Source organism: Marinobacter antarcticus (genome assembly GCF_011049865.1).
Lineage (GTDB): Bacteria > Pseudomonadota > Gammaproteobacteria > Pseudomonadales > Oleiphilaceae > Marinobacter > Marinobacter antarcticus_A.
The window spans coordinates 13928-32928 of record NZ_DRGY01000052.1 but is presented as its reverse complement, the minus strand read 5'-3'; the positions used below and the strand labels follow the sequence as shown (position 1 = coordinate 32928).

Here is a 19001-nt window from a genome sequence, read left to right as displayed (position 1 = left end):
GATGTGTATAAGAGACAGTTCGCGGCCAGCGCGCTTGGTCAGGACGCTGCCACCGCCGCGGGCACTGTAATCGCGGTCGCCGGTGGCGCCTCCACCGCAGATTTCGGAGCGCCTGCAGCCCAAGCACCGCTGCTTGACGCTGCTATACGTTCACTGCGCTCATTTGAGAATACGGTCGCAAACGCGGGCTCAACGGTCCCCGGTATAGCGAAGACCGAAAACGAACGGCACTTTGACTTCACTGCAAACGCAGCGAACATGCCAACGGCCATGACCGCAGCCAATGGGGCATCGGGCAGCCTGTTCATCAACCTGACGAACTTTACCACCTCAAGAGACAACAACCGACAAGCCATTGTCGACCTGCTGAACGTGCGAGCCTCTCTGAGTGGTCTCGATTTCGACGGCACGGCAGGCGCAGATCTTAAGGCCGACAGCGTTTACTTCGTAGGCCACTCCCTGGGCACAATCGTAGGCGCTCCTTTTGTTGCTGTTGCCAACGAGAGCAGCAATCCCGATGACGACATCATTGCAGCTCAGCTTCTGACGCCGGGCGCGGGCATCATAAGATTGTTGGAGAACTCACCGTCGTTTGCTCCGAGAATTCTCGGTGGCCTTCAGGCAGCGGCAGGGCTGGCACAAGGCGATGCCGACCTGGAAACCTATTTCAACGTTTTCCAGGCTACTCTTGATGCGGCAGATCCACTTAACTTTGCCGCCAGTCTGAATGCCTCCGCCACGCCAGTTGCCCTGTCCCAGGTCAACGGCGATACGGTTATACCGAACGATCCTCTCGAAAATCCTTTAGGCCAAGCGTTTGATGCGTACCTTTCAGGTACAGAGCCATTCGCAAGGTTGCTCGGTGCAGTTTCCATTACGGGAAGCGGAACGCCGGTGCCTCTGGATAACGCCGGTATCACGCGTTATCTCGCAGGTACTCACGGAACGCCTGTTCTTCCACAAGGCGGGTCGGACGACGTAAGGGTGTTCACTGAAATGGTGACGGAGACAGCCAGCATCATCTCAACGATGGGCACCGCTGTTGTTCCGAACGCCGCCAGTGCAGACCCGGACATCACCGAGATCGTCCAGCAAGACTGAGCATTTCAGTTTCAGTAAAAAGGGGTGGCCTCGGCCACCCCTTTTTATTTATTGAAAAGCACCAGGTTACTGGCTGATGGTTACTTCGCCATTCACCAGAATATTCGCCTCGATGTCTGCTTCAGTGAACCAGAGCTGGCGATAGTTCTCGTCTGAGAACCGCTGGCTCTGGTCAGTGAAGTAGGGTGAGTCAGAGTCTGATGACTGGGAGTAGCTGGTTAGTCCATAGGCAACCGGGCCCTGATCCGTAAATTCCAGCCCAAAGTGCCAACTGGTCCCGCGGGCCATTTGCCATCCAATATCGGCCTGATCAGACAAACCAGCGGTATTAGGCAGGGTTGTCGGCGCAACTCTCGGGAACACGGTGTCCTCGGCAACAGGACTGGTTACAACACCGACAGCATTGAAAGCACCATCCACGGAACCATCACCGCCATGCCACGCGATGGGGTCGCTCAGCTCGACCGGCGTTCCTCCTGGGGGCACACCGCCCGACGGCTGATAATACTGCACGTCACCAAGAGTGGCATCGTAGGGAATATTTACCGAATCCAGAGCCTCCAGCCCATCGGCAAGCGCCACCAACATCACATCACTTGCCGTTCCGGCATCGGTCTGCGACGGTGAGGACGGTGTAGCCACTGGGTTCGCAGCATCAAACGGTACCGTTAGGTCTGCGCCAAAATCATCGCGGTAGTTGGCGATGAACACACGAAATACATGAGCACCAATGCTGTCTGTATTGTATACGCCATCCCAGCTTTGCAAGACATCACAGGCCTCATCCACACCGCGCGTTCCGCCCTCTGACAGGTTTACAGGATCACTACCAATCACGGTGCACCGGGTTCTGAGTTCACTCAGGAACATATCGGTGTACCAAGTGCGGTTGTTATAAATAACTTCTATGAGATCAATCGCACCAAACTTGGCGTCCTGTCCTGCCGGTGCTCGGTCTGCAAATCCCATCTCCATCGGGTTCTGAAGCATTGAAATACCGATGCGTGTGCGCGGGTTCAGCGGCGTTTGCTCAGAGCCGAACATAGGTGAAAATCCGGTAAGGAATTGATTCGGGTTTGTTGCCCAATAGCTGTCGTTGGAGTTCTGAACCCAATCTTTACGTGTCAACTGCGGACGCTGGTTGAACGACACCAACCCGTTGCATTGGCCTTCAACCCAGTCATCCCGGGATTTGCTGCCATCCAGCAGAGTGAGACCTCCTTCAAACAGTGCGTTGTAGTCCGCGTTCACCGCGCGCTTGAAGTCAATCACGGCGAGCGTAGCACCTGACAAATTAGGCACGGAACTACTGTCTATGTAGTAGGCGTTGCCCTGATCATCGGCGTAGGTCGAGTTCGTCCAAAGTGTGCTGCCGCAGTTCTGGAAAACCGCCTGGAATTCCTCCAGATTGGATGCGCGGCTCATGTTCAGCCAAGTATCGAGCAGGTTTTTGGTACTCGCATTGGCATCGCGGTAGCTGTAAGCCTTGCCATTCACGCCCCAGGCTTTTAACCCGCCATCGGTAACGGCATCTGCCGCCAACATCGGGCCATACTCAGAGAAATAGAAGGTCTTCTCAAGCACCGTTGGCGTCGGCGAGCCATTGTTCACTTCGATCTGATACGTCTCCGAAGTAATGGGTTTCTCTTTACCGTCTTTTATATAGGTAAAGTTGTCACCGTCTTTCAGGGTCAGTTCATAGAGGGTAAAGCGGCGACTGGTAGTTACGGTATGGGACCACACCAAGTTTTCATTGAAGTTGATCAGCGGAATCGCTGTGCCCAGCAAGCCCGCACCGTTGGTATTCAGATATCCTGGAACCGTCAACTGAACCTGATACAGACGGCGGTGGCCGGTATAGGGAAAGTGGGGATTGGCAAGCAGCGCACCCTTGCCCTGCTCGGACATGTCGCCGCCAATGCCCCAGGCGTTACTGCCCAGGCCGATGTCTTGGTAGTCCGTTTGGGCACCCGCGTTCGCACGGGCGCTTGCAACGACGCGTTTCAGCTCTTCGTTTAGCGCATCATCCGTGTTGCTTGAAACATTCATCACCGGCGTTGGCTGCGGCGACTCACCATTCGGAACGGCAACAAAAACGGCGCCGGTTGCAAACAGTGCGCCGCTGGCATACTGACCTACGATTCGATAGTGTGCGAACAAGTCAACAGGGGTAATTTCTTTTACCCAAGGTTGGCCCTTGCACTCTAGTGGCAGATCCGCCGATGCTGTTTCGCTCACGTATTTGTTATAGCCTGCGGTGAAGCCTTCGATCATTGCTTCGGTTTCAGGGCTCAGCTGTGGGTATTCTTCTTCGGCACCGCTTAATATTTTCTGAGCTTTGTAGCTGAAATCATTGATGATATTTATCTTTCCTGGCCCAGGCCCAAAATACTTAGCGCGCTCACTGCGCGCCTTAACAATCGCCTCAGCCAGCAAACAAACGTTATCCTGAGCTTGCGCATAGCCGTGCCCGAATGCTGCCGACTTCAAATTGTCGGCTTTAATATGCGGTACACCGCCCTCCGTTCTTCGTATGGTAGCTTTCAGCTTGCCATCGGCTGGAAACAGGTTGGTATTGAGTTCAGGCTCAGATGAGCCAGATGATGAGCTGCTGCCATCAAAGCAACCGGTCAGCATGGCGCCACTCAATAGCACCAACGCTGCGCCACGCGCCATGCGCGCGGTTCGTTTTTCCCAGGTTTGCATAGTGTCACTCTTAAGATTATTGAATACGGGATTTACCGCCATTGGCGACACTATTAAATTAGCAGAGGGCTGAGAAAACGGGATTCAAATTCCGGCTATTTCGTGAAAAATCATACTTTCTGATTAGTGCCCTCCGAGCGGCTGTCCAATCCGTGTAGTTGCGGCAGGTGTCTTCTCAAACTTTATCGGAAACCCAATCTGCCTCTGCAACGTGCCATCACCCCGATCCACACCAATAACCATATCCCGCGCTTTTAGCTGCGGGTGGTCCGCGGCTTCTGAAATGGTCAGTACTGGCTCCACACAGGCATCTGTGCCGGCAAAAATCTGCTGCCACTGCGCCAGCGTTTTCTGTTCTATTTTTTCACTGAGCGCGGATTTTAGTGCTTGCTGGTGCTCCGGTTTCTGGCTAAGCGCAAAGCTCTTCATATCCGCCAGCTCAAGCAAGTCGCACAGCCTTGCGGAGAACTGGGGCTCCAGGCTTCCTACCGATAGCCACCGACCGTCCTGGGTTTGGTAATAATCGTAGAAGGACCCACCATTCAACAGGCTGGTTTCCGGCACCTGCTCCACGCCGCCCGCAAGACAAGCCGCCCCGGCCATGCCGTTGAGTGCAAAGGCAGCGTCAGTCATGCTGATGTCAATGAACTGCCCCTCTCCGGTTTGCTGTCTGTGAATCACGGCCGCCAGTATGCCCATTACCGCGTGGTGGGAACCACCCGCTACGTCGGCAATCTGGATACCCATTGGCGGCGGGCCGCCTTCTACGCGGCCGCAGTGGCTGCTGACTCCCGCGATGGAAAGATAGTTAATGTCATGCCCTGCCCGGTCTTTATAGGGGCCGGTTTGGCCGTAACCGGTAATGGCGCAATAAATAAGTTTGGGGTTGATGGCTTTGAGGGTGTCATAACCAATACCCAACCGATCCATCACACCAGGACGGAACTGTTCGATCACTATGTCGTAATCCTTGATCAGCTCCAGAATTTTTTCTTTACTGCCTTCTTTTTTCAGGTTCAGCGCCAACGACTGTTTGCCCCGGTTCAGAAACCCATGGGCTGTGCTCACACCCGCATCATGAGGCGGCATTACCCGAGTAAGGTCCACCCGGTCTGGTGCCTCAATTCTCAGCACCTCTGCCCCCATGTCAGCCAATAACATGGTGGCGTATGGCCCCGGCAACAGGGTGCTGAAATCCAGAATTTTCATTGACGTTAAAGGACCTGCCATGGAGCTCTCCTTGTTTGCGGTGTGTTGTTCTGATTATTTTACGGGAATCGCACCATGCTGCACTGTTTCGCGGTGGGGGCCAACTGCCGGTTGCGCCATTCCCGTTAGCCGATTGTTACAGTCGCTTCGGTTGCATTGTGGCTAGGGGGTTTTATGATGGGTCTTCTTTTATGAAATGGCGGGTTAGATGTCGGATCTGACGGTTTCACGGCACTTTGTGCAGGCGGCTCTGGCCGGTGCGGAGCATCTGGGTTTTGATACTGGGGAAATGCTTCGGGACGCAGGCATTTCCCCCGACCTTCTGCGCATCGAGATGGCCAGGGTCAGCAGTGATCAGTTCAGCTTGCTGTTGCAGGTGGTCTGGAACCGCATGAACGATGAGTTCATGGGCATGGGCCCAAGAAGAGCCCGTTCAGGCACGTTTGCGGCCATGTGTGCTCTGGTTATCGACTGTCCTACCCTGGGAGCCGTTTACCGCCGTGCCTACCAGTTTTCCCGTCTGTTTGAGCCCATGGTTGCCATGGAGCTGCAAGCAGGTGAGCAGAAGGTGCGCCTGGTCGCTCATATTGAGGGCGACATCCACGATCCTCAGTACTTTCTCCGCGAGAGCATACTGGTTATCTGGCACCGCTTGGGGTGCTGGTTAATTGGGCAACCGGTGGAACTTGAAAAGGCCGAATTCGAGTACCCCCGGCCGGCTCACGGCGATGAATATCGCCACATTTTTCACTGCCCACTGGCTTTTGAATCCGATGGCACGGCTTTGACTTTTGATAAACGCTTTTTAGCAGCGCCGGTCATCCGCGACAAACCGGAACTTCTTAAATTCTTGAACACTTCACCGGCTGACCTGCTGTCCCGCCCCGATGAGAGCAACACGTTCACCGGCAGGATTCGCGCGCTCATTGGCCGGGATTTTGCGAAACCCCTGCCTGATTTTGAATGGATTGCGACGGAGTTACATACAAGCCCACAGACGCTGCGCCGCCGATTGAAACAGGAAAACACATCGTTTCAGGAGATCAAGGATTTACTGCGCCGGGATATGGCGATTTACTATTTGAGCAGGCAGGAATTCTCAATCAATGACATTGCGGCGAAAGTCGGGTTCACTGAGCCCTCAACGTTTCACCGGGCTTTCAAGAAATGGACCGGGGTTACTCCGGGCGCCTATCGGGAAGACGAGCGAAGCAACCCCAGCGCTAAACGCTAGGAGCCTGAAGGGGCCTGCAGGTTGCGAATCAGCTTACCCAGGGTTTGGGCTATCTCTTGCGCCTGACTGCGACTGGGCGAAAGCTGGAATAAGCGGGAGCCGTCTCTTGGATCGTAAACCCAGCATGTTGCCACCGCCGGCTCGCATCTCCACTCCACTTGCGGATTAACACCAAAAACCGGGATTTGTCCGGTTGTTCGCGTCACGCCGCCTGAACTATTACGTTGCATTTCCTGTATGGAGATGGCGTTACCCCCAACGCTCAGGCGGTATTCGATGTCCGCCGGTCGATCCAGACGCACAATCGCCTGGTCCTGTCGCCACCCGGCAATACCAAGCAGGCTGTTAAGGTGCAAAACAAGGGCTTCGCGATCAGAATCTGTAAGGTACAGTTTACGCAACGAAGCAGATCGCTTATCACCTGCGGGCTCAATCACAGCGATGCGGGTCTCTTCGCCAACCGGAGCTACCTGAGCCGTTTCTTTTCGCGCGCGCTCAATCTCGGTGATGAGCTTCAACGCGCTCTGATAATGGCTGCCTTCGGTGCCCGCTTTGGCCACGTAGGCGTCAAGCGCCGCTTGGGCTTCATTAAAGTGAGAAGACTGCAGCATCACTCTGCCACGGTAATAGTGGTAATCCACCGGCTTTTCCGCGTCCAGAAGCTGCAAGCGGTTAAGATACTCACCCGCTTCGCCCCAGTGTTCGGCAGCTACCGATTCTTCAATCGCCAACATAAGCCTTCGGGCTTCATGCTCTGGTGCCAGCGCAGCAGCTTGCCCAGCCAACAGCGCCGAAGCAATAATCGCCACCCTGGCTAGCTGGCGGCCTTTCAATTTCCAGGCCGATAAACGGCTAAACCCAAACCCTATTGCCATGGTCATTACTCCTGCTCGTTATCTGCACCGACAGCCTGTTTTTCCGAATCCGGCTTTTCGCGATGCGCTTCTTGCCCGGAATCCACTTCTGCCTGATCCGTAATCGCTTTTGGCAGTTCTTTTTTTACCCGCACTCCAAGCTCAACAAACCGGTTAGCCTGGGAGATAAGGTTCCCTCGACCCCTTGTAAGCGTGTTCATCGCCGAGTCATAGGTAACCTGAGCGGTATGAAGCTGCACGCCCAAGCGCTCCATCGCTTCCACAAACACCCTGAGTTTGTCATAAACTGCGCTCGCGCGCTCTGCTATCAAACGCGCGTTCTGGCTCTGGCGCTCGTAACGCCAGATGTTTTCTACTGTTCGCAACGTCGCCAGTAACGTGGTGGGCGTTACTACAATAATCTTTCGCTCGAACGCTTCTGCGAAAAGGTTCTCGTCCTGCTGAAAAGCCGCCACAAATGCGGGTTCTATCGGCATGAACAGAAAAACAAAGTCAGGCGAATGCAGGCCTTCGAGCTGGCTATAATCTTTCTCGCTGAGGGTACGAATGTGGTTGCGAACCGCGCCTACGTGCTCTGTTAGCGCTTCTTCGCGGGCGCTGTCGTCTTCTTCCGTTACCCATTTCTGGTAAGCCACCAACGACACTTTGGAATCAATAACCAGATTTCGACTGTCTGGAAGATGCACCACCACGTCCGGTCTCAGCAACTGATTTTCACCGTCCCTGTAGCTGCCCTGGGTTTCATACTCAATGCCTTTGCGTAATCCGGATTTTTCCAGTACCCGCTCAAGAATCATTTCGCCCCAGTTACCCTGGATCTTTTTATCGCCCTTCAAAGCCCGAGTGAGGTTGGCGGCCTCTTCGGTAATTTGCCGGTTAAGATCCTGAAGAGATTTTATCTCGCTGCGAAGGGCCTGTCGGTCCCGGGTCTCTGTGGTGTAGACATCTTCCACCCGCTTGCGGAAATCCTGCAGTTGATCCCGAAAAGGGTTAAGCAAGGTATCAAGGCTTGTTCGGGTTTGCTGGGTGAAACGCTCGCTTTTCTGATCAAAAATCCGATTGGCGAGATTTTCAAACTCCTGTTTCAAGGCGTCCCGATTGCGCTCCAGAAGATCCAGTTTCTCAGAGGTAGAGCGCCGCTCTTCTTTCAACACAACCTGATGCTCTCGCAGCAACGCACGGGCCTCACCCAAATCAGTCGTAAGCTCCTCAATCTTCGCTCGCTGGCTTTGACGTTCTTCTACCAATTCGTCGATTCGTAGGCCGTGCGCGGCCACGTAAGCCTGCAGGCTCGCCGCCCGATTTTCCGCCCTGGCCTTCGCCAGAACCACGGCAACAATAATCGTGATCGCCAACAGCAGCGCCACCAATGCCGCCACCAGCCCCGGCTGAGAAGCTATAAACTCGCTGACGGCCTCAGGCATAGACAAAACTCCTCTGGGTTATACATATTTAACTGAATTAACGAGAGCTTACACAAGCATCACGGCCCATTGAAACGTAACTGGCCAAGAATTGACGCCTTAACCAACTGTAAAGCAAACACACACGTCAGTTGTTGTATACTTCGGCCCCGGATAATCTCCGCGAAACACTTTCAGACCGCCACACCTGTTTTTAACGCGTGTGGCAGGTAATCGGCTCAGGGGTTTTTCATGTATTCTAAACGATTGCGGGCTGGTCTACCGACGTTCTCCGTTATAGTTCTTGCAGGCGCTGTTCTGCTGACGGGTTGTTCGGCAGACAAGTACTTTATGGTTCCGAAGTCCGACCTGGGCGATATGAACGCCGCTGTTCAAAGCCAGCGCGCCACTCTGGTCACCATGGAGCAGAACGCAACGGTCCGCCAAGAAAAGGTTCTGGAGCACAACGAAGCCGCCACGCAAAAGGTGCTAGACGCGATTACTGCTCAAGTTGAAAAGCCCTCCTGCCCGCCAATCCCGGCTCAAAAAAGCTGCGCCGCAACAGAAAAAGCACAAGGTAGGGCTGATCGCCTCAAAGGAAAAGTGATCGTGGGTGAGGTTGAAAACTTTTACCTCGCAGACCCGGGCTTGATCTACATAGCACGAATTGACAGCGGGGCGGAAACCTCGTCCATCGACGCGCGCAACATTACCCGTTTCGAACGAGACGGCAGTAACTGGGTTCGCTTTGACGTGCCTGTGCCCAACACTGAAGAATTTGTCACGCTCGAAAAAGAAATCTCTCGCCGTGTAAAAATAGTCCAGGCAAGTACAGACGAAGGGGAAAGTCGAGTGGTTGTTGAGCTTCAGTTCTCTATTGGTGATCACAAACAAGTGGCCGAGTTCACCCTTACAGACAGAAGCAATCTTAACTATCAGGCACTTATAGGCCGCAACGTGCTCCGCGACGTTATGTTGATTGACGTCGGCAAAGAGTATGCAACGGAACTGCCTGAATCAATCCGCACCAACAACGACAACGGGAAAGAATAGTGACCAGCCCCTCCCGCTTACCGTTTTACATTGCCGTTTTTCTTCTTATCACCGCGGGCATTTCCCTGGCTGTCTGGAGACACATAGAACTTGGAATCCCTTGGTTAACCGGCGAGCAACGCCCCGTCTGGATGGTAGAAGCTCGTGTTGATTTTGACGGTGCCGACGACCCTGTTGTGGCCAGCCTGAGTGTTCCGGAACAACCGCCCGGGTTCCGGATTCTTACGGAGCAGGCTGCATCTCCGGGTTATGGGTTCTCTATCATCGAAGATTCAGGTAACCGCCGCGCGGAGTGGACCAAACGCGATGTGATCGGCCCTCAAACCCTGTACTTCAAAGCCCAGTTCATTCCCGATCCTGACGCCGAAGCAACGCCACCGGCCCAAAAGCCAAAAACCCAGAAACTCTTCTGGGAAGAGCCGCAGGCGACCGCTGTAAGGGAAATTCTGGCGCAGGCTAAATCACGCTCCAGTACGCCAGAAAGTATGACGCGGGAACTCATCCGGCTGATGCAACCGGATACCCGGGTTCAGAATACAACTCTGCTGGTTTCGGAAGATAATTATCTGCCTTTGCTGGTTGATATGCTCAACCACTCCGGAATTCCCGCACGAACAGCCGACGGCCTGAAGCTTGAAGATGCCCGCCGCCGACAGCAACTGACTCCCTTTTTGCAGATATACAACGGCGAGAAATGGCTGACTCTTAATCCCAAAACTGCCGCCCAGGGTGTTCCGGAAAACATCTTGTTGTGGCGACAGGGCACGGAATCGCTGCTCGATGTGGTTGGGGGCGGCAACTCTGACATCAGCTTCTCTATGCTTCGACAAACGATACCTGCGCTGCAGCTTTCAGCAATGCAGGTCGAAGGCAACGGCCTTGGGTTTCTGAGCTTCTATGAGCTCCCGATCGAAGAACAAAGCATGTTCCGAATGCTTATGTTGCTGCCGCTTGGCGCCTTGGTGGTTGCGTTTATGCGCATCGTGATCGGCATCCGTACCTCAGGCACGTTCATGCCAGTGCTGATTGCTGTGGCCTTTGTTCAAACTACCTTGATACCTGGCCTGGTTGCGTTTCTGTCAGTGGTGTCTATTGGTCTGGCAATGCGGGGATATCTCTCAAGCCTGAACCTTTTGCTGGTATCCCGAATATCAGCGCTGATCATTCTGGTCATATTCATTACGGCCGGCCTGAGTATCTTTGGCTATCAGATGGGCTTTAATACGGGCATGACCGTCACCTTCTTCCCGATGGTTATTATCGCCTGGACCATTGAGCGCATGTCCATTCTCTGGGAAGAGGAAAGTGGTCAGGAGGTTCTGATTCAGGGCTCCGGCAGTCTTTTCGTTGCCATCTGCGCGTATCTGCTGATGAGTGCGCCCCTGGCCGGCCACCTGACCTTCAATTTCCCCGAGCTTCATTTTGTTGTTCTCGGTTTGATTCTTTTGATGGGTCAATACACCGGCTACAAACTCACTGAGCTAAAACGTTTCACGCCCATGAAGGCCTACGACTGATATGGACTGGATCTCGCCTCGTTCACTGAAAAGGCTGGGCATGTTGAACATGAACCAGCGCAACGTAGACTACATTGCGCGCTACAACGTACGCGCCTCTTACCCGCTGGTAGACAACAAGCTCAAAACAAAACTGGTTGTTGCGGAGTACGGTGTAAAAACGCCGAAACTTCTGCAGGTTGTAAAACAGCAACATGAAATTTCCCGGTTCCGGGAGATGGCCGAGGATTTGGCCGGTTTTGCCATAAAACCTGCAAAAGGTTCCGGCGGCAAAGGCATTACCGTGATCACCGGCCGGGATGAGGATTACTTTGTAAAGGCGTCTGGTGCGCGTGTTGGTGCGCCGGTATTGGAGCGGCACCTGACCAACATTCTGGCGGGCCTGTATTCACTTGCAGGAACACCGGATGTCGCCATTGTTGAAAATTTGGTGGTATCGCATCCTTCGGTAGCCAAGTACTCCCATCAAGGCGTGCCAGACATACGGATTGTCGTTTTCCAGGGTTATCCGATTATGGCGATGCTGCGGCTCGCAACGACTGCGTCTGATGGAAAGGCAAACCTCCACCAGGGTGCTGTGGGTGTGGGCCTGGACATTGGTACGGGCAAAAGTTTGAATGCGGTGCAGTTTAATCGCCCTATTACGCTTCATCCAGACACTGGATCGGAGTTGGAAAATATCAGGATTGATGCCTGGGGTGAGATGCTTGAAATGGCTTCGCGCTGCTATGAGGCAACCGGTTTGGGGTATATGGGTGTTGATCTTGTCGTCGATGCCAACGAAGGCCCTTTGCTGCTTGAGCTCAACGCCCGGCCAGGTCTGGCGATTCAAATGGCAAATGGTCGCGGTTTACTACCACGCTTACGCGCGGTTGAAAGCCTCAAACGCCCGCACTTTACACCGCTGGAGCGGGCCAACTACGCAATGGAAACCTTCCCCGACCTTTAATTTGTAGGGCATACATCTGCCCTTCCGTCCTTCTTGAGTTTGCTGCCTTTCTATAGAGTGCGCTTAAAAAGGACACGCATAAAAAAACCGGAGCTCTTGCCCCGGTTTTTTTATGCTTCTTTTTTAAATCGTTACGTCATCTCGCCTCTGGCGATCAGCAACTTGCGTTCATGCGTCAGGCCTTTGAGCAAGCCCCACGTCATCACCAGCAAGATTACCGTGAACGGCAAGCCCGCACTGATGGCCGTCGCCTGAATGGCGCCCAAGGCATCTGCGCCACCGCCAAAGATGAGTGCCGCTGCTATGGCACCCTCCATAACGACCCAGAACACACGCTGTGCCGTTGGCGCATCGGTTTTTCCACCTGCGGTGATGCTATCAACCACCAAAGAGCCGGAGTCTGAGGACGTTACAAAGAATACAAGCACCAACACAATCCCGACGAACGAGAGGATGCCCGTAAATGGCAGGTTTGCGAACATCTGGAACATAGCCAAAGACACATCGGTAATGCCCTCACTTGCCAAAGCGCCGACTCCTTGGTCGATTTGCTCGAGGGCCGCACCACCAAATGCACTCATCCACACCGAGGTAATAACCGTCGGGATAATGAGAACCGCTGTCACAAACTCTCGAACCGTCCGGCCCTTGGAAACCCGCGCGATGAACATACCTACAAACGGTGACCAAGAAATCCACCAGGCCCAGTAAAATACTGTCCAACCGCGCATCCAGGCTTCGTCTTCACGTCCAAACGGATTGCTGAAGGCCACCACGTTGGTCACATAGCTGGACGTGGTTACCCACAGATTTTCCAGAATGCCCATGGTTGGACCGGCAAAAATAACGAAAAACAGTAGAATGCCAGCCAGCCCCATGTTGATGTTACTCAACACCTTGACCCCGCCGTCCAGGCCACGCAGCACCGACAAAAGCGCAACAGCCGTAACACCCACAATAATGGCCATCTGAACATTGATACCGGAACCGATACCAAACAGATAGTGCAGACCAGATGCGGCCTGCTGCGCGCCAAAACCGAGAGACGTTGCCAAGCCAAAGATTGTCGCAACAACCGCCAAGGTATCAATAACATGACCCGGCCAGCCCCAAATTTTATCTTTCAACAAGGGGAAAAAAGCCGAACGAATGGTCAGTGGCATGTTTTTGTTGTACGCAAAGAACGCAAGTGATAACGCTACAATTGAGTAAACCGCCCAGGGATGGAGGCCCCAGTGGTACATAGTGCCACCCATGGCAAGATTACGTGCCTCAGGTGTATTCGGGGCCACATTAAACGGCGTACCGAACCAGTCAGTGTAATAGGCCACGGGCTCGGCGACGGCCCAAAACATCAGGCCAATGCCCATACCGGCGGCGAAGAGCATCGCAAACCACGAAATATTAGAAAACTCTGGCTTCGCATCCATACCGCCCAGGCGGATTTTGCCCACCGGCAGGAAGATCAAAGCAATACACACGATCACAAACACGTTGGCACTGAGCAGGAAGAACCAGTCAAAGGTTTCTATAATGTCGTTCTTGGCTCCGTCCAACAGTTCTTTTGAGACTTCCGGGAACATCAGCGTTCCGATAACAAAGGCAACCACCAATAGCGCTGTAATGGGAAATACCGGTGCGTGCAGATCCAGACCGAACGGACTAATATTATCCTGTCCGGCCACGTAATCCGTTTGATACTCGTCTTTAACTACGTCGCCCACGTTTGGCGCCTCCTGATTCAGAATTTAGTAACGAATACTGATCGTGCATCTGGTTTCAAACGTTACAAGCCAGCCATAATAATGTTTTGAGCTCAAAACATCAAAAACGTCATCATCGGATATCAGTTTCGTCGCGTATCGATATACTGCTTGCCAACAAAACGTTTCACGCTACCTTCACTTTCCACGGAGCCACACGAGATATTCATGGAAAAAACCACCTCTTTTCCGATGCGCTACTCAGCTTACGTAATCAGCATTGCGGGCTTTCTTTTTTCCCTGGTACTCAGCGCTTACTCTGATGCAGGATATTTTCTTGCGGTCATATTCGGTGCGCTAGCCATTCTCGGCACCTACGATGTGCTGCAAAAGAACCATACAATCAGCCGCAATTATCCCATCATGGTGCATTTCCGCTATCTGTTTGAATCCATCGGGCCCGAGATTCGTCAGTACTTTATCCAGTCCGATAACGACGAGCAGCCGTTCTCCCGGGATCAACGCACCATCATCTATCAGCGCGCCAAAAACGTGTTGGACAAGCGCCCTTTTGGCTCACAACTAAAAATGTATGAAGAGGGTTTCGAGTGGATAAACCACTCGCTTCGGCCCTCTACAATTCCCGACAGCAACTTCCGGATTCAGATCGGCTCACGCTGCGTCAAGCCATACAGCGCAAGCGTTTTCAACATTTCCGCCATGAGTTTTGGTTCGCTTTCTGCGAATGCAATTCTGAGCCTGAACACGGGCGCCAAAATGGGCGACTTCTATCACGATACCGGCGAAGGCTCTATCTCCCGCTACCACAGACAGCCCGGGGGCGACCTGGTTTGGGAGATCGGCTCTGGCTACTTCGGGTGTCGGAACGAAGATGGTTCATTCAGCGCTGAAAAATTCGAGAAAAATGCCGTCCTCGACCAGGTAAAAATGATAGAGGTCAAACTATCTCAGGGTGCAAAACCCGGCCATGGGGGCATTTTGCCCGGCGCCAAAGTGACACAGGAAATTGCCGAAGCCCGGGGCGTATCCATTGGCGAAGACTGTGTTTCACCCGCTCAGCACTCCGCGTTCTCAACGCCCATAGAAATGCTTGAGTTTCTGGACCAACTCCGTGAGTTGTCCGGAGGCAAGCCGGTAGGGTTCAAACTGGCCATTGGCCATCCGTGGGAGTGGTTTGCCATTGTGAAAGCGATGCTCGAAACCGGCCGCAAACCCGACTTTATCGTGATTGACGGCGGTGAAGGCGGCACTGGCGCCGCACCACTGGAGTTTATCAACCGCATTGGCACGCCAATGACAGAAGCGCTTTTGCTCGTACACAACACACTTGTGGGCACCAATCTCAGGGAGGACATCTCCATTGGTGCCGCCGGAAAAATAACCTCGGCCTTCAACATTGCGCGCACCCTGGCGTTAGGTGCTGACTGGTGCAACGCCGCTCGCGGTTATATGTTTTCACTGGGTTGCATTCAGGCCCTTAACTGCCACACCGGCCGTTGCCCCAGCGGTATTGCGACCCAGGATCCCAGAAGAAGCAGTAAACTGGACGTGGAAGACAAAAGCCAACGGGTATACAACTTCCACAAAAACACTCTGGATGCTCTGCAGAACCTGCTGGAAGCCTCTGGCCTGCGCCATCCGGGCGAGCTAGGGCCTGAACACATCGTTCGCCGGGTATCAAAAACAGAGGTCCACTCCTATATTGATCTGTTCCCGTTTCTGGCGCCGGGCGCATTGCTTGAGGGCAAAACCGGGTTGGCGGTCTTCGATAAATACTGGGCTGAATCACGACCCGATACGTTCGATCCACCAAAATTCGTTCAACAGCTCAGAGAAACCAAGCTTCGCTAAAAATCCGGGCGCGAATCCCACAAAACCTGTTTATTTTTGACACGGGCTAGTGTAGACTTCGCTCCCGCTAAGCCACTGAGATTCCTCTTTAAGTCTCGTTGGTATAAGCCGTCATAGCTTCACTGTGAAACGGCAAAATTAGCGAATCGGGGCGTAGCGCAGCTTGGTAGCGCACTTGCATGGGGTGCAAGGGGTCGAAGGTTCAAATCCTTCCGTCCCGACCAAATTTATCAAACACTTAGCCCGGTCTCGAAAGAGCTGGGCTTTGTTGTTTCAGGAAAATCGCCTTTTTCGTCACCGTTTGGTCACCGCTTCTCAAACGCTTGGAAATCTCGTCACCACTTGGTCACCGTTTCGCGTACTTCTCAAACATCCCCTTTGTAAGAAACGGCTCCACAAGTCGGCCGAAGTCCTCACCGCCCATTTTCTCAAGATCCCGCTCTAATTGTCTGCGTCGATTGCGCTCTTGTTTCAACTGCTCCCGAAGCAACTGGTTTTGCAGACACATCAACCCAGCCAGATCGCCAAGACGAGACGATCTCTGCTCTACCTCAGCAACGACAACCTCCAGTTCAGAACACCGCTCACGAAGCTCCTGCGGGCTTTCTCTGTCGCCAAAATCTGGCAGAGTTAATTCATTCAGGTATTTCAGCATCTTAGCCCAACACACCTGAGCGTCACCAAGCAGGCGCAAAGCGTCTTTTTTTGCAGATTCACCATCCGCCTTCTCTGACCGAATATCACGGTGAAGAATGTGACAGTCAGACTCAAACCGCTTTTGCTGATCCTCAAGACACGAAACAAATCCCATAACAGCCCTCCTTTCTTGTTGTGTTCTGAAAACATTACCAACAGAAAGTGGCGTCGCCCTGTAAAAGTTGTGGCGAATAATGGCAATCGTGCCAACATCCAATTCCAGGCGTTGATATATCAGTGATCACCAATAATATTATGAATGAAAATAGGAGTGACATTATGAGAGTGCTGAGACTGGCAGAAGTGATCGAGAAAACTGGCCTGGCGAGGTCGACCATATACAAGTACGCAGATTTAGGCAGGTTCCCCAGACCCATTTCACTGGGCGGCAAGTCTGTTGCCTGGATTGATTCAGAGATCCATGAATGGTTGCAAGAGAAAGAGGTTGAGCGTGACATGCAGTATGGGCCATCCAGAGGCTGGGGCCTCTAATTATTTCTGAAAACGCTATGGACGGGAGTGGCAGTCCATAGACGGCATACTGCCGGCTTCTGCATTCTGAGAATGCCCTTTTTAATGGAAGGCTGGATCGATCCAATAAAAAACTAAGATATAGCTCCTTGGCTGTATCCCCGACCAAATCTTAGTGTGAAATGGCAAAGGTGCAGTAGCCCGAAAGTCGATACAAGGCAAGCGCCCTCAGTGTCTCCTACCCTTTTAGCTCAGACCATTTACGAAGTCGCCCTCGCAGCCGAAAATCAAGAAAGGTCGCCATGAGAACCAGATAGCAAAATTTCTGCTAGCATCCTCACAGATACCAACTATCTCCAAAAAGTAAGCGGAATAATGGAACCGCTGACCTCACTACTGAATGGTCTAAACCTTCACTATAGCTTATTGACTGATGAGGCAGCAACAAGCCGTAAGAGGCTATACCGGCACTCAGGGCACTCAGGGCACTGACAGCACTGAACCTGTCGGTCTTGCTCACCTGAACGACTAATGGTACGATTTTCGTGCCTTGGGGAAACACGTCTCAAGGGCGTGTCACAAGTTGTCAACACCGGCAGCACAGCTCAACGCTGATGCAAGCCTAAGTATTGATAACGTCCAGTTGATGAGGTTACAAGTCATTGTGATCTCCACTGTGATACTGACATAGTAAACCATGTCTAACATGTGCGGTGTGCCTGCTCGACTTGAGTTGGCCAGATGGTGTGATTCAACTCCACCCAGTTAAGCCAAGCGGGAGCACAGCGGAAGCCGCATGTCCCTTGCCCCGTTTGGTTTTGCTAACTCAAGGACGAGGATCAAAGTGCGGAAACATCCCTGGTACCGAAAACGTGGGTACCTTCATTTCGACCTTCCAGTAGGCAAGGAAAAAACCGAGTCTATCGTCAGCTCTCCCTCCAAGATACGTCGACATGCTTTTTGGCCCCTCATCGATTATGAGCTCCAGTCTGTCAAAATAACGAAAGATGAAAGCGGCAGGCTAACTCGAAAAGTCAAAAATCGTCCAATCGCATACGCGGCTCATCTCGACAGCCACATTTACGCTTACTACGCTCGACTACTCGAACGTCCCTATGAGGAAGCTATAGAGCAGGCAAATATCAATAGCTGTGTACTAGCATTCAGACAACTGGGGAAGTCAAACATTGAGTTCGCGAGAGATGCGTTCAAAACCATCTCTAACGCTGCCTCTGTCGGCGTGGTGGCAGTGGACATTTCAGGATTCTTCGACAACCTCAACCATCAGATCCTCAAACAGCGGTGGGCAGATCTACTTGGCCATTCCAAATTGCCAGATGATCACTATGCTGTTTTCAGGTCCCTCACTCGATCCTCAAAAGTAAACAGAGACGATCTATATAAAGCCCTCGGAGTATCCAAGCAAAATCCCAAAAGAGACCGGGCACGGATCTGCACCCCAACTGATTTTAGAAACATCGTCAGAGGGAGCGGAATGATCAAAAATAACCCTAACCCATTCGGCATCCCCCAGGGCACACCTATCAGTGCCTTGCTATCCAATATCTACATGTTCGACTTTGACCGAGAAATAAACGAAATAGTCAGCGAGACTGGCGGATATTACTTTCGATATTGCGACGACATGCTTTTTATAATTCCTAAAGAGTTTATGGCAGGAGTCGAAAAAGCTGTCGCAGAGCGCATTAAAAAACTCAAATTGAGCATCAATCCCGATAAAACAGAGAGCAGAGTTTTTACGCGTCACTCGGATAGCAGCATAACTGCCAATAAACCTCTTCAGTATCTCGGCTTCCTTTTCGATGGCCAAAGGATTTTTATTAGGTCTGCAGCCTTTGCACGACACTCTCAGAGGATGAAAAAAGGCGTTAGGCTAGCGAAGAAAACACGCGACAAACGAAATGGCCATCGCTTTCAAAAAGCGCAGCCGGGCAAGCCTCTTTACAGAGGACAGCTGTACGAAAAGTATTCTCATCTCGGTAGTCGAAACTTCATTCGATATGGCTATCGAGCAGCCCGTACGATGAAATCGAGCGCGATACGCAAACAGCTTCGCCCTCTCTGGGAAGAGCTGATCACAGAAATAAAAAAAACTTGAATGTCTACTTCGCAGTCAAAAATAACAAAACCAACCGACGGTACGCTGGAGACTCATCTCAACGCATCTTAACCCTCAACTCTCTGGACTCAT

General features: G+C 52.6%; 13 protein-coding genes, 1 tRNA gene and 1 pseudogene. 9 read left to right on the top strand and 6 right to left on the bottom strand.

Annotated elements, in window-relative coordinates; genetic code table 11:
* Positions 1-1101: pseudogene (locus ENI00_RS06840) on the top strand (hypothetical protein); the annotation flags it as partial.
* Positions 1102-1167: 66 nt separating this feature from the next.
* Here ENI00_RS06840 and ENI00_RS06835 read toward each other — a convergent pair.
* Both ENI00_RS06835 and ENI00_RS06830 read right to left on the bottom strand, forming a co-directional pair.
* Positions 1168-3807 (bottom strand): penicillin acylase family protein, encoded by a 2640-nt coding sequence (locus ENI00_RS06835; protein WP_304100715.1) that lies wholly within the window; start codon positions 3805-3807, stop codon positions 1168-1170.
* Between the two features lie 123 nt (positions 3808-3930).
* Positions 3931-5037 (bottom strand): CaiB/BaiF CoA transferase family protein, encoded by a 1107-nt coding sequence (locus ENI00_RS06830; RefSeq protein ID WP_304100714.1) that lies wholly within the window; start codon positions 5035-5037, stop codon positions 3931-3933.
* A 187-nt stretch (positions 5038-5224) separates the two neighbouring features.
* Here ENI00_RS06830 and ENI00_RS06825 point away from each other — a divergent pair, with 187 nt between their 5' ends.
* Positions 5225-6250 (top strand): AraC family transcriptional regulator, encoded by a 1026-nt coding sequence (locus ENI00_RS06825; RefSeq protein ID WP_304100712.1) that lies wholly within the window; start codon positions 5225-5227, stop codon positions 6248-6250.
* Here the strand turns inward: ENI00_RS06825 and ENI00_RS06820 are convergent.
* Positions 6247-7125, bottom strand: a complete 879-nt coding sequence (locus ENI00_RS06820; protein WP_304100710.1) for a hypothetical protein — start codon at positions 7123-7125, stop codon at positions 6247-6249. The genes ENI00_RS06825 and ENI00_RS06820 overlap by 4 nt on opposite strands.
* A 5-nt stretch (positions 7126-7130) precedes the next feature.
* Positions 7131-8549, bottom strand: coding sequence for a DNA recombination protein RmuC (locus ENI00_RS06815; RefSeq protein WP_304100708.1), 1419 nt, complete (start codon positions 8547-8549; stop codon positions 7131-7133).
* A gap of 231 nt (positions 8550-8780) precedes the next feature.
* Here ENI00_RS06815 and ENI00_RS06810 point away from each other — a divergent pair, with 231 nt between their 5' ends.
* From ENI00_RS06810 to ENI00_RS06800, 3 genes are read left to right on the top strand one after another with little or no spacing between them, the layout of a single operon-like run.
* Positions 8781-9581: an ATP-dependent zinc protease gene (locus tag ENI00_RS06810; protein ID WP_304100706.1), complete on the top strand. Its 801-nt coding sequence runs from the start codon at positions 8781-8783 to the stop codon at positions 9579-9581.
* Positions 9581-11098, top strand: a complete 1518-nt coding sequence (locus tag ENI00_RS06805) for an inactive transglutaminase family protein (protein ID WP_304100703.1) — start codon at positions 9581-9583, stop codon at positions 11096-11098. Before ENI00_RS06810 ends, ENI00_RS06805 begins: the two co-directional genes overlap by 1 nt.
* Position 11099: 1 nt before the next feature.
* Complete coding sequence (locus ENI00_RS06800) at positions 11100-12047, top strand: alpha-L-glutamate ligase-like protein (RefSeq protein WP_304100701.1); 948 nt, start codon at positions 11100-11102, stop codon at positions 12045-12047.
* Between the two features lie 131 nt (positions 12048-12178).
* Here ENI00_RS06800 and ENI00_RS06795 read toward each other — a convergent pair whose 3' ends face one another.
* Entirely contained in the window at positions 12179-13771 is a 1593-nt protein-coding gene (locus tag ENI00_RS06795) for a BCCT family transporter (RefSeq protein WP_304100699.1), read from the bottom strand.
* 207 nt (positions 13772-13978) lie between these two features.
* Between ENI00_RS06795 and ENI00_RS06790 the strand changes: the two genes are divergently transcribed.
* Both ENI00_RS06790 and ENI00_RS06785 read left to right on the top strand, forming a co-directional pair.
* Positions 13979-15622 (top strand): FMN-binding glutamate synthase family protein, encoded by a 1644-nt coding sequence (locus tag ENI00_RS06790; RefSeq protein ID WP_304100697.1) that lies wholly within the window; start codon positions 13979-13981, stop codon positions 15620-15622.
* Between the two features lie 147 nt (positions 15623-15769).
* Positions 15770-15846: transfer RNA gene (locus ENI00_RS06785), tRNA-Pro, on the top strand.
* A 122-nt stretch (positions 15847-15968) separates the two neighbouring features.
* Here the strand turns inward: ENI00_RS06785 and ENI00_RS06780 are convergent.
* Complete coding sequence (locus ENI00_RS06780; protein ID WP_304100695.1) at positions 15969-16433, bottom strand: hypothetical protein; 465 nt, start codon at positions 16431-16433, stop codon at positions 15969-15971.
* A 164-nt stretch (positions 16434-16597) separates the two neighbouring features.
* Between ENI00_RS06780 and ENI00_RS06775 the strand changes: the two genes are divergently transcribed.
* Entirely contained in the window at positions 16598-16810 is a 213-nt protein-coding gene (locus ENI00_RS06775; RefSeq protein WP_304100693.1) for an AlpA family transcriptional regulator, read from the top strand.
* Positions 16811-17585: 775 nt separating this feature from the next.
* Positions 17586-18908 carry an antiviral reverse transcriptase Drt2 gene (gene drt2, locus ENI00_RS06770; RefSeq protein ID WP_304100690.1) on the top strand — a complete coding sequence of 441 codons (1323 nt, stop codon included), beginning with the start codon at positions 17586-17588 and terminating at the stop codon, positions 18906-18908.
* Positions 18909-19001: the final 93 nt, after the last annotated feature.

Coding starts and splice junctions, on each gene's coding strand:
- ENI00_RS06835 (WP_304100715.1), bottom strand. CDS start 3,807: ATGCAAACCTGGGAAAAACGAACCGCGCGCATGGCGCGTGGCGCAGCG.
- ENI00_RS06830 (WP_304100714.1), bottom strand. CDS start 5,037: ATGGCAGGTCCTTTAACGTCAATGAAAATTCTGGATTTCAGCACCCTG.
- ENI00_RS06825 (WP_304100712.1), top strand. CDS start 5,225: ATGTCGGATCTGACGGTTTCACGGCACTTTGTGCAGGCGGCTCTGGCC.
- ENI00_RS06820 (WP_304100710.1), bottom strand. CDS start 7,125: ATGGCAATAGGGTTTGGGTTTAGCCGTTTATCGGCCTGGAAATTGAAA.
- ENI00_RS06815 (WP_304100708.1), bottom strand. CDS start 8,549: ATGCCTGAGGCCGTCAGCGAGTTTATAGCTTCTCAGCCGGGGCTGGTG.
- ENI00_RS06810 (WP_304100706.1), top strand. CDS start 8,781: ATGTATTCTAAACGATTGCGGGCTGGTCTACCGACGTTCTCCGTTATA.
- ENI00_RS06800 (WP_304100701.1), top strand. CDS start 11,100: ATGGACTGGATCTCGCCTCGTTCACTGAAAAGGCTGGGCATGTTGAAC.
- ENI00_RS06790 (WP_304100697.1), top strand. CDS start 13,979: ATGGAAAAAACCACCTCTTTTCCGATGCGCTACTCAGCTTACGTAATC.
- ENI00_RS06780 (WP_304100695.1), bottom strand. CDS start 16,433: ATGGGATTTGTTTCGTGTCTTGAGGATCAGCAAAAGCGGTTTGAGTCT.
- ENI00_RS06775 (WP_304100693.1), top strand. CDS start 16,598: ATGAGAGTGCTGAGACTGGCAGAAGTGATCGAGAAAACTGGCCTGGCG.
- drt2 (WP_304100690.1), top strand. CDS start 17,586: ATGTCCCTTGCCCCGTTTGGTTTTGCTAACTCAAGGACGAGGATCAAA.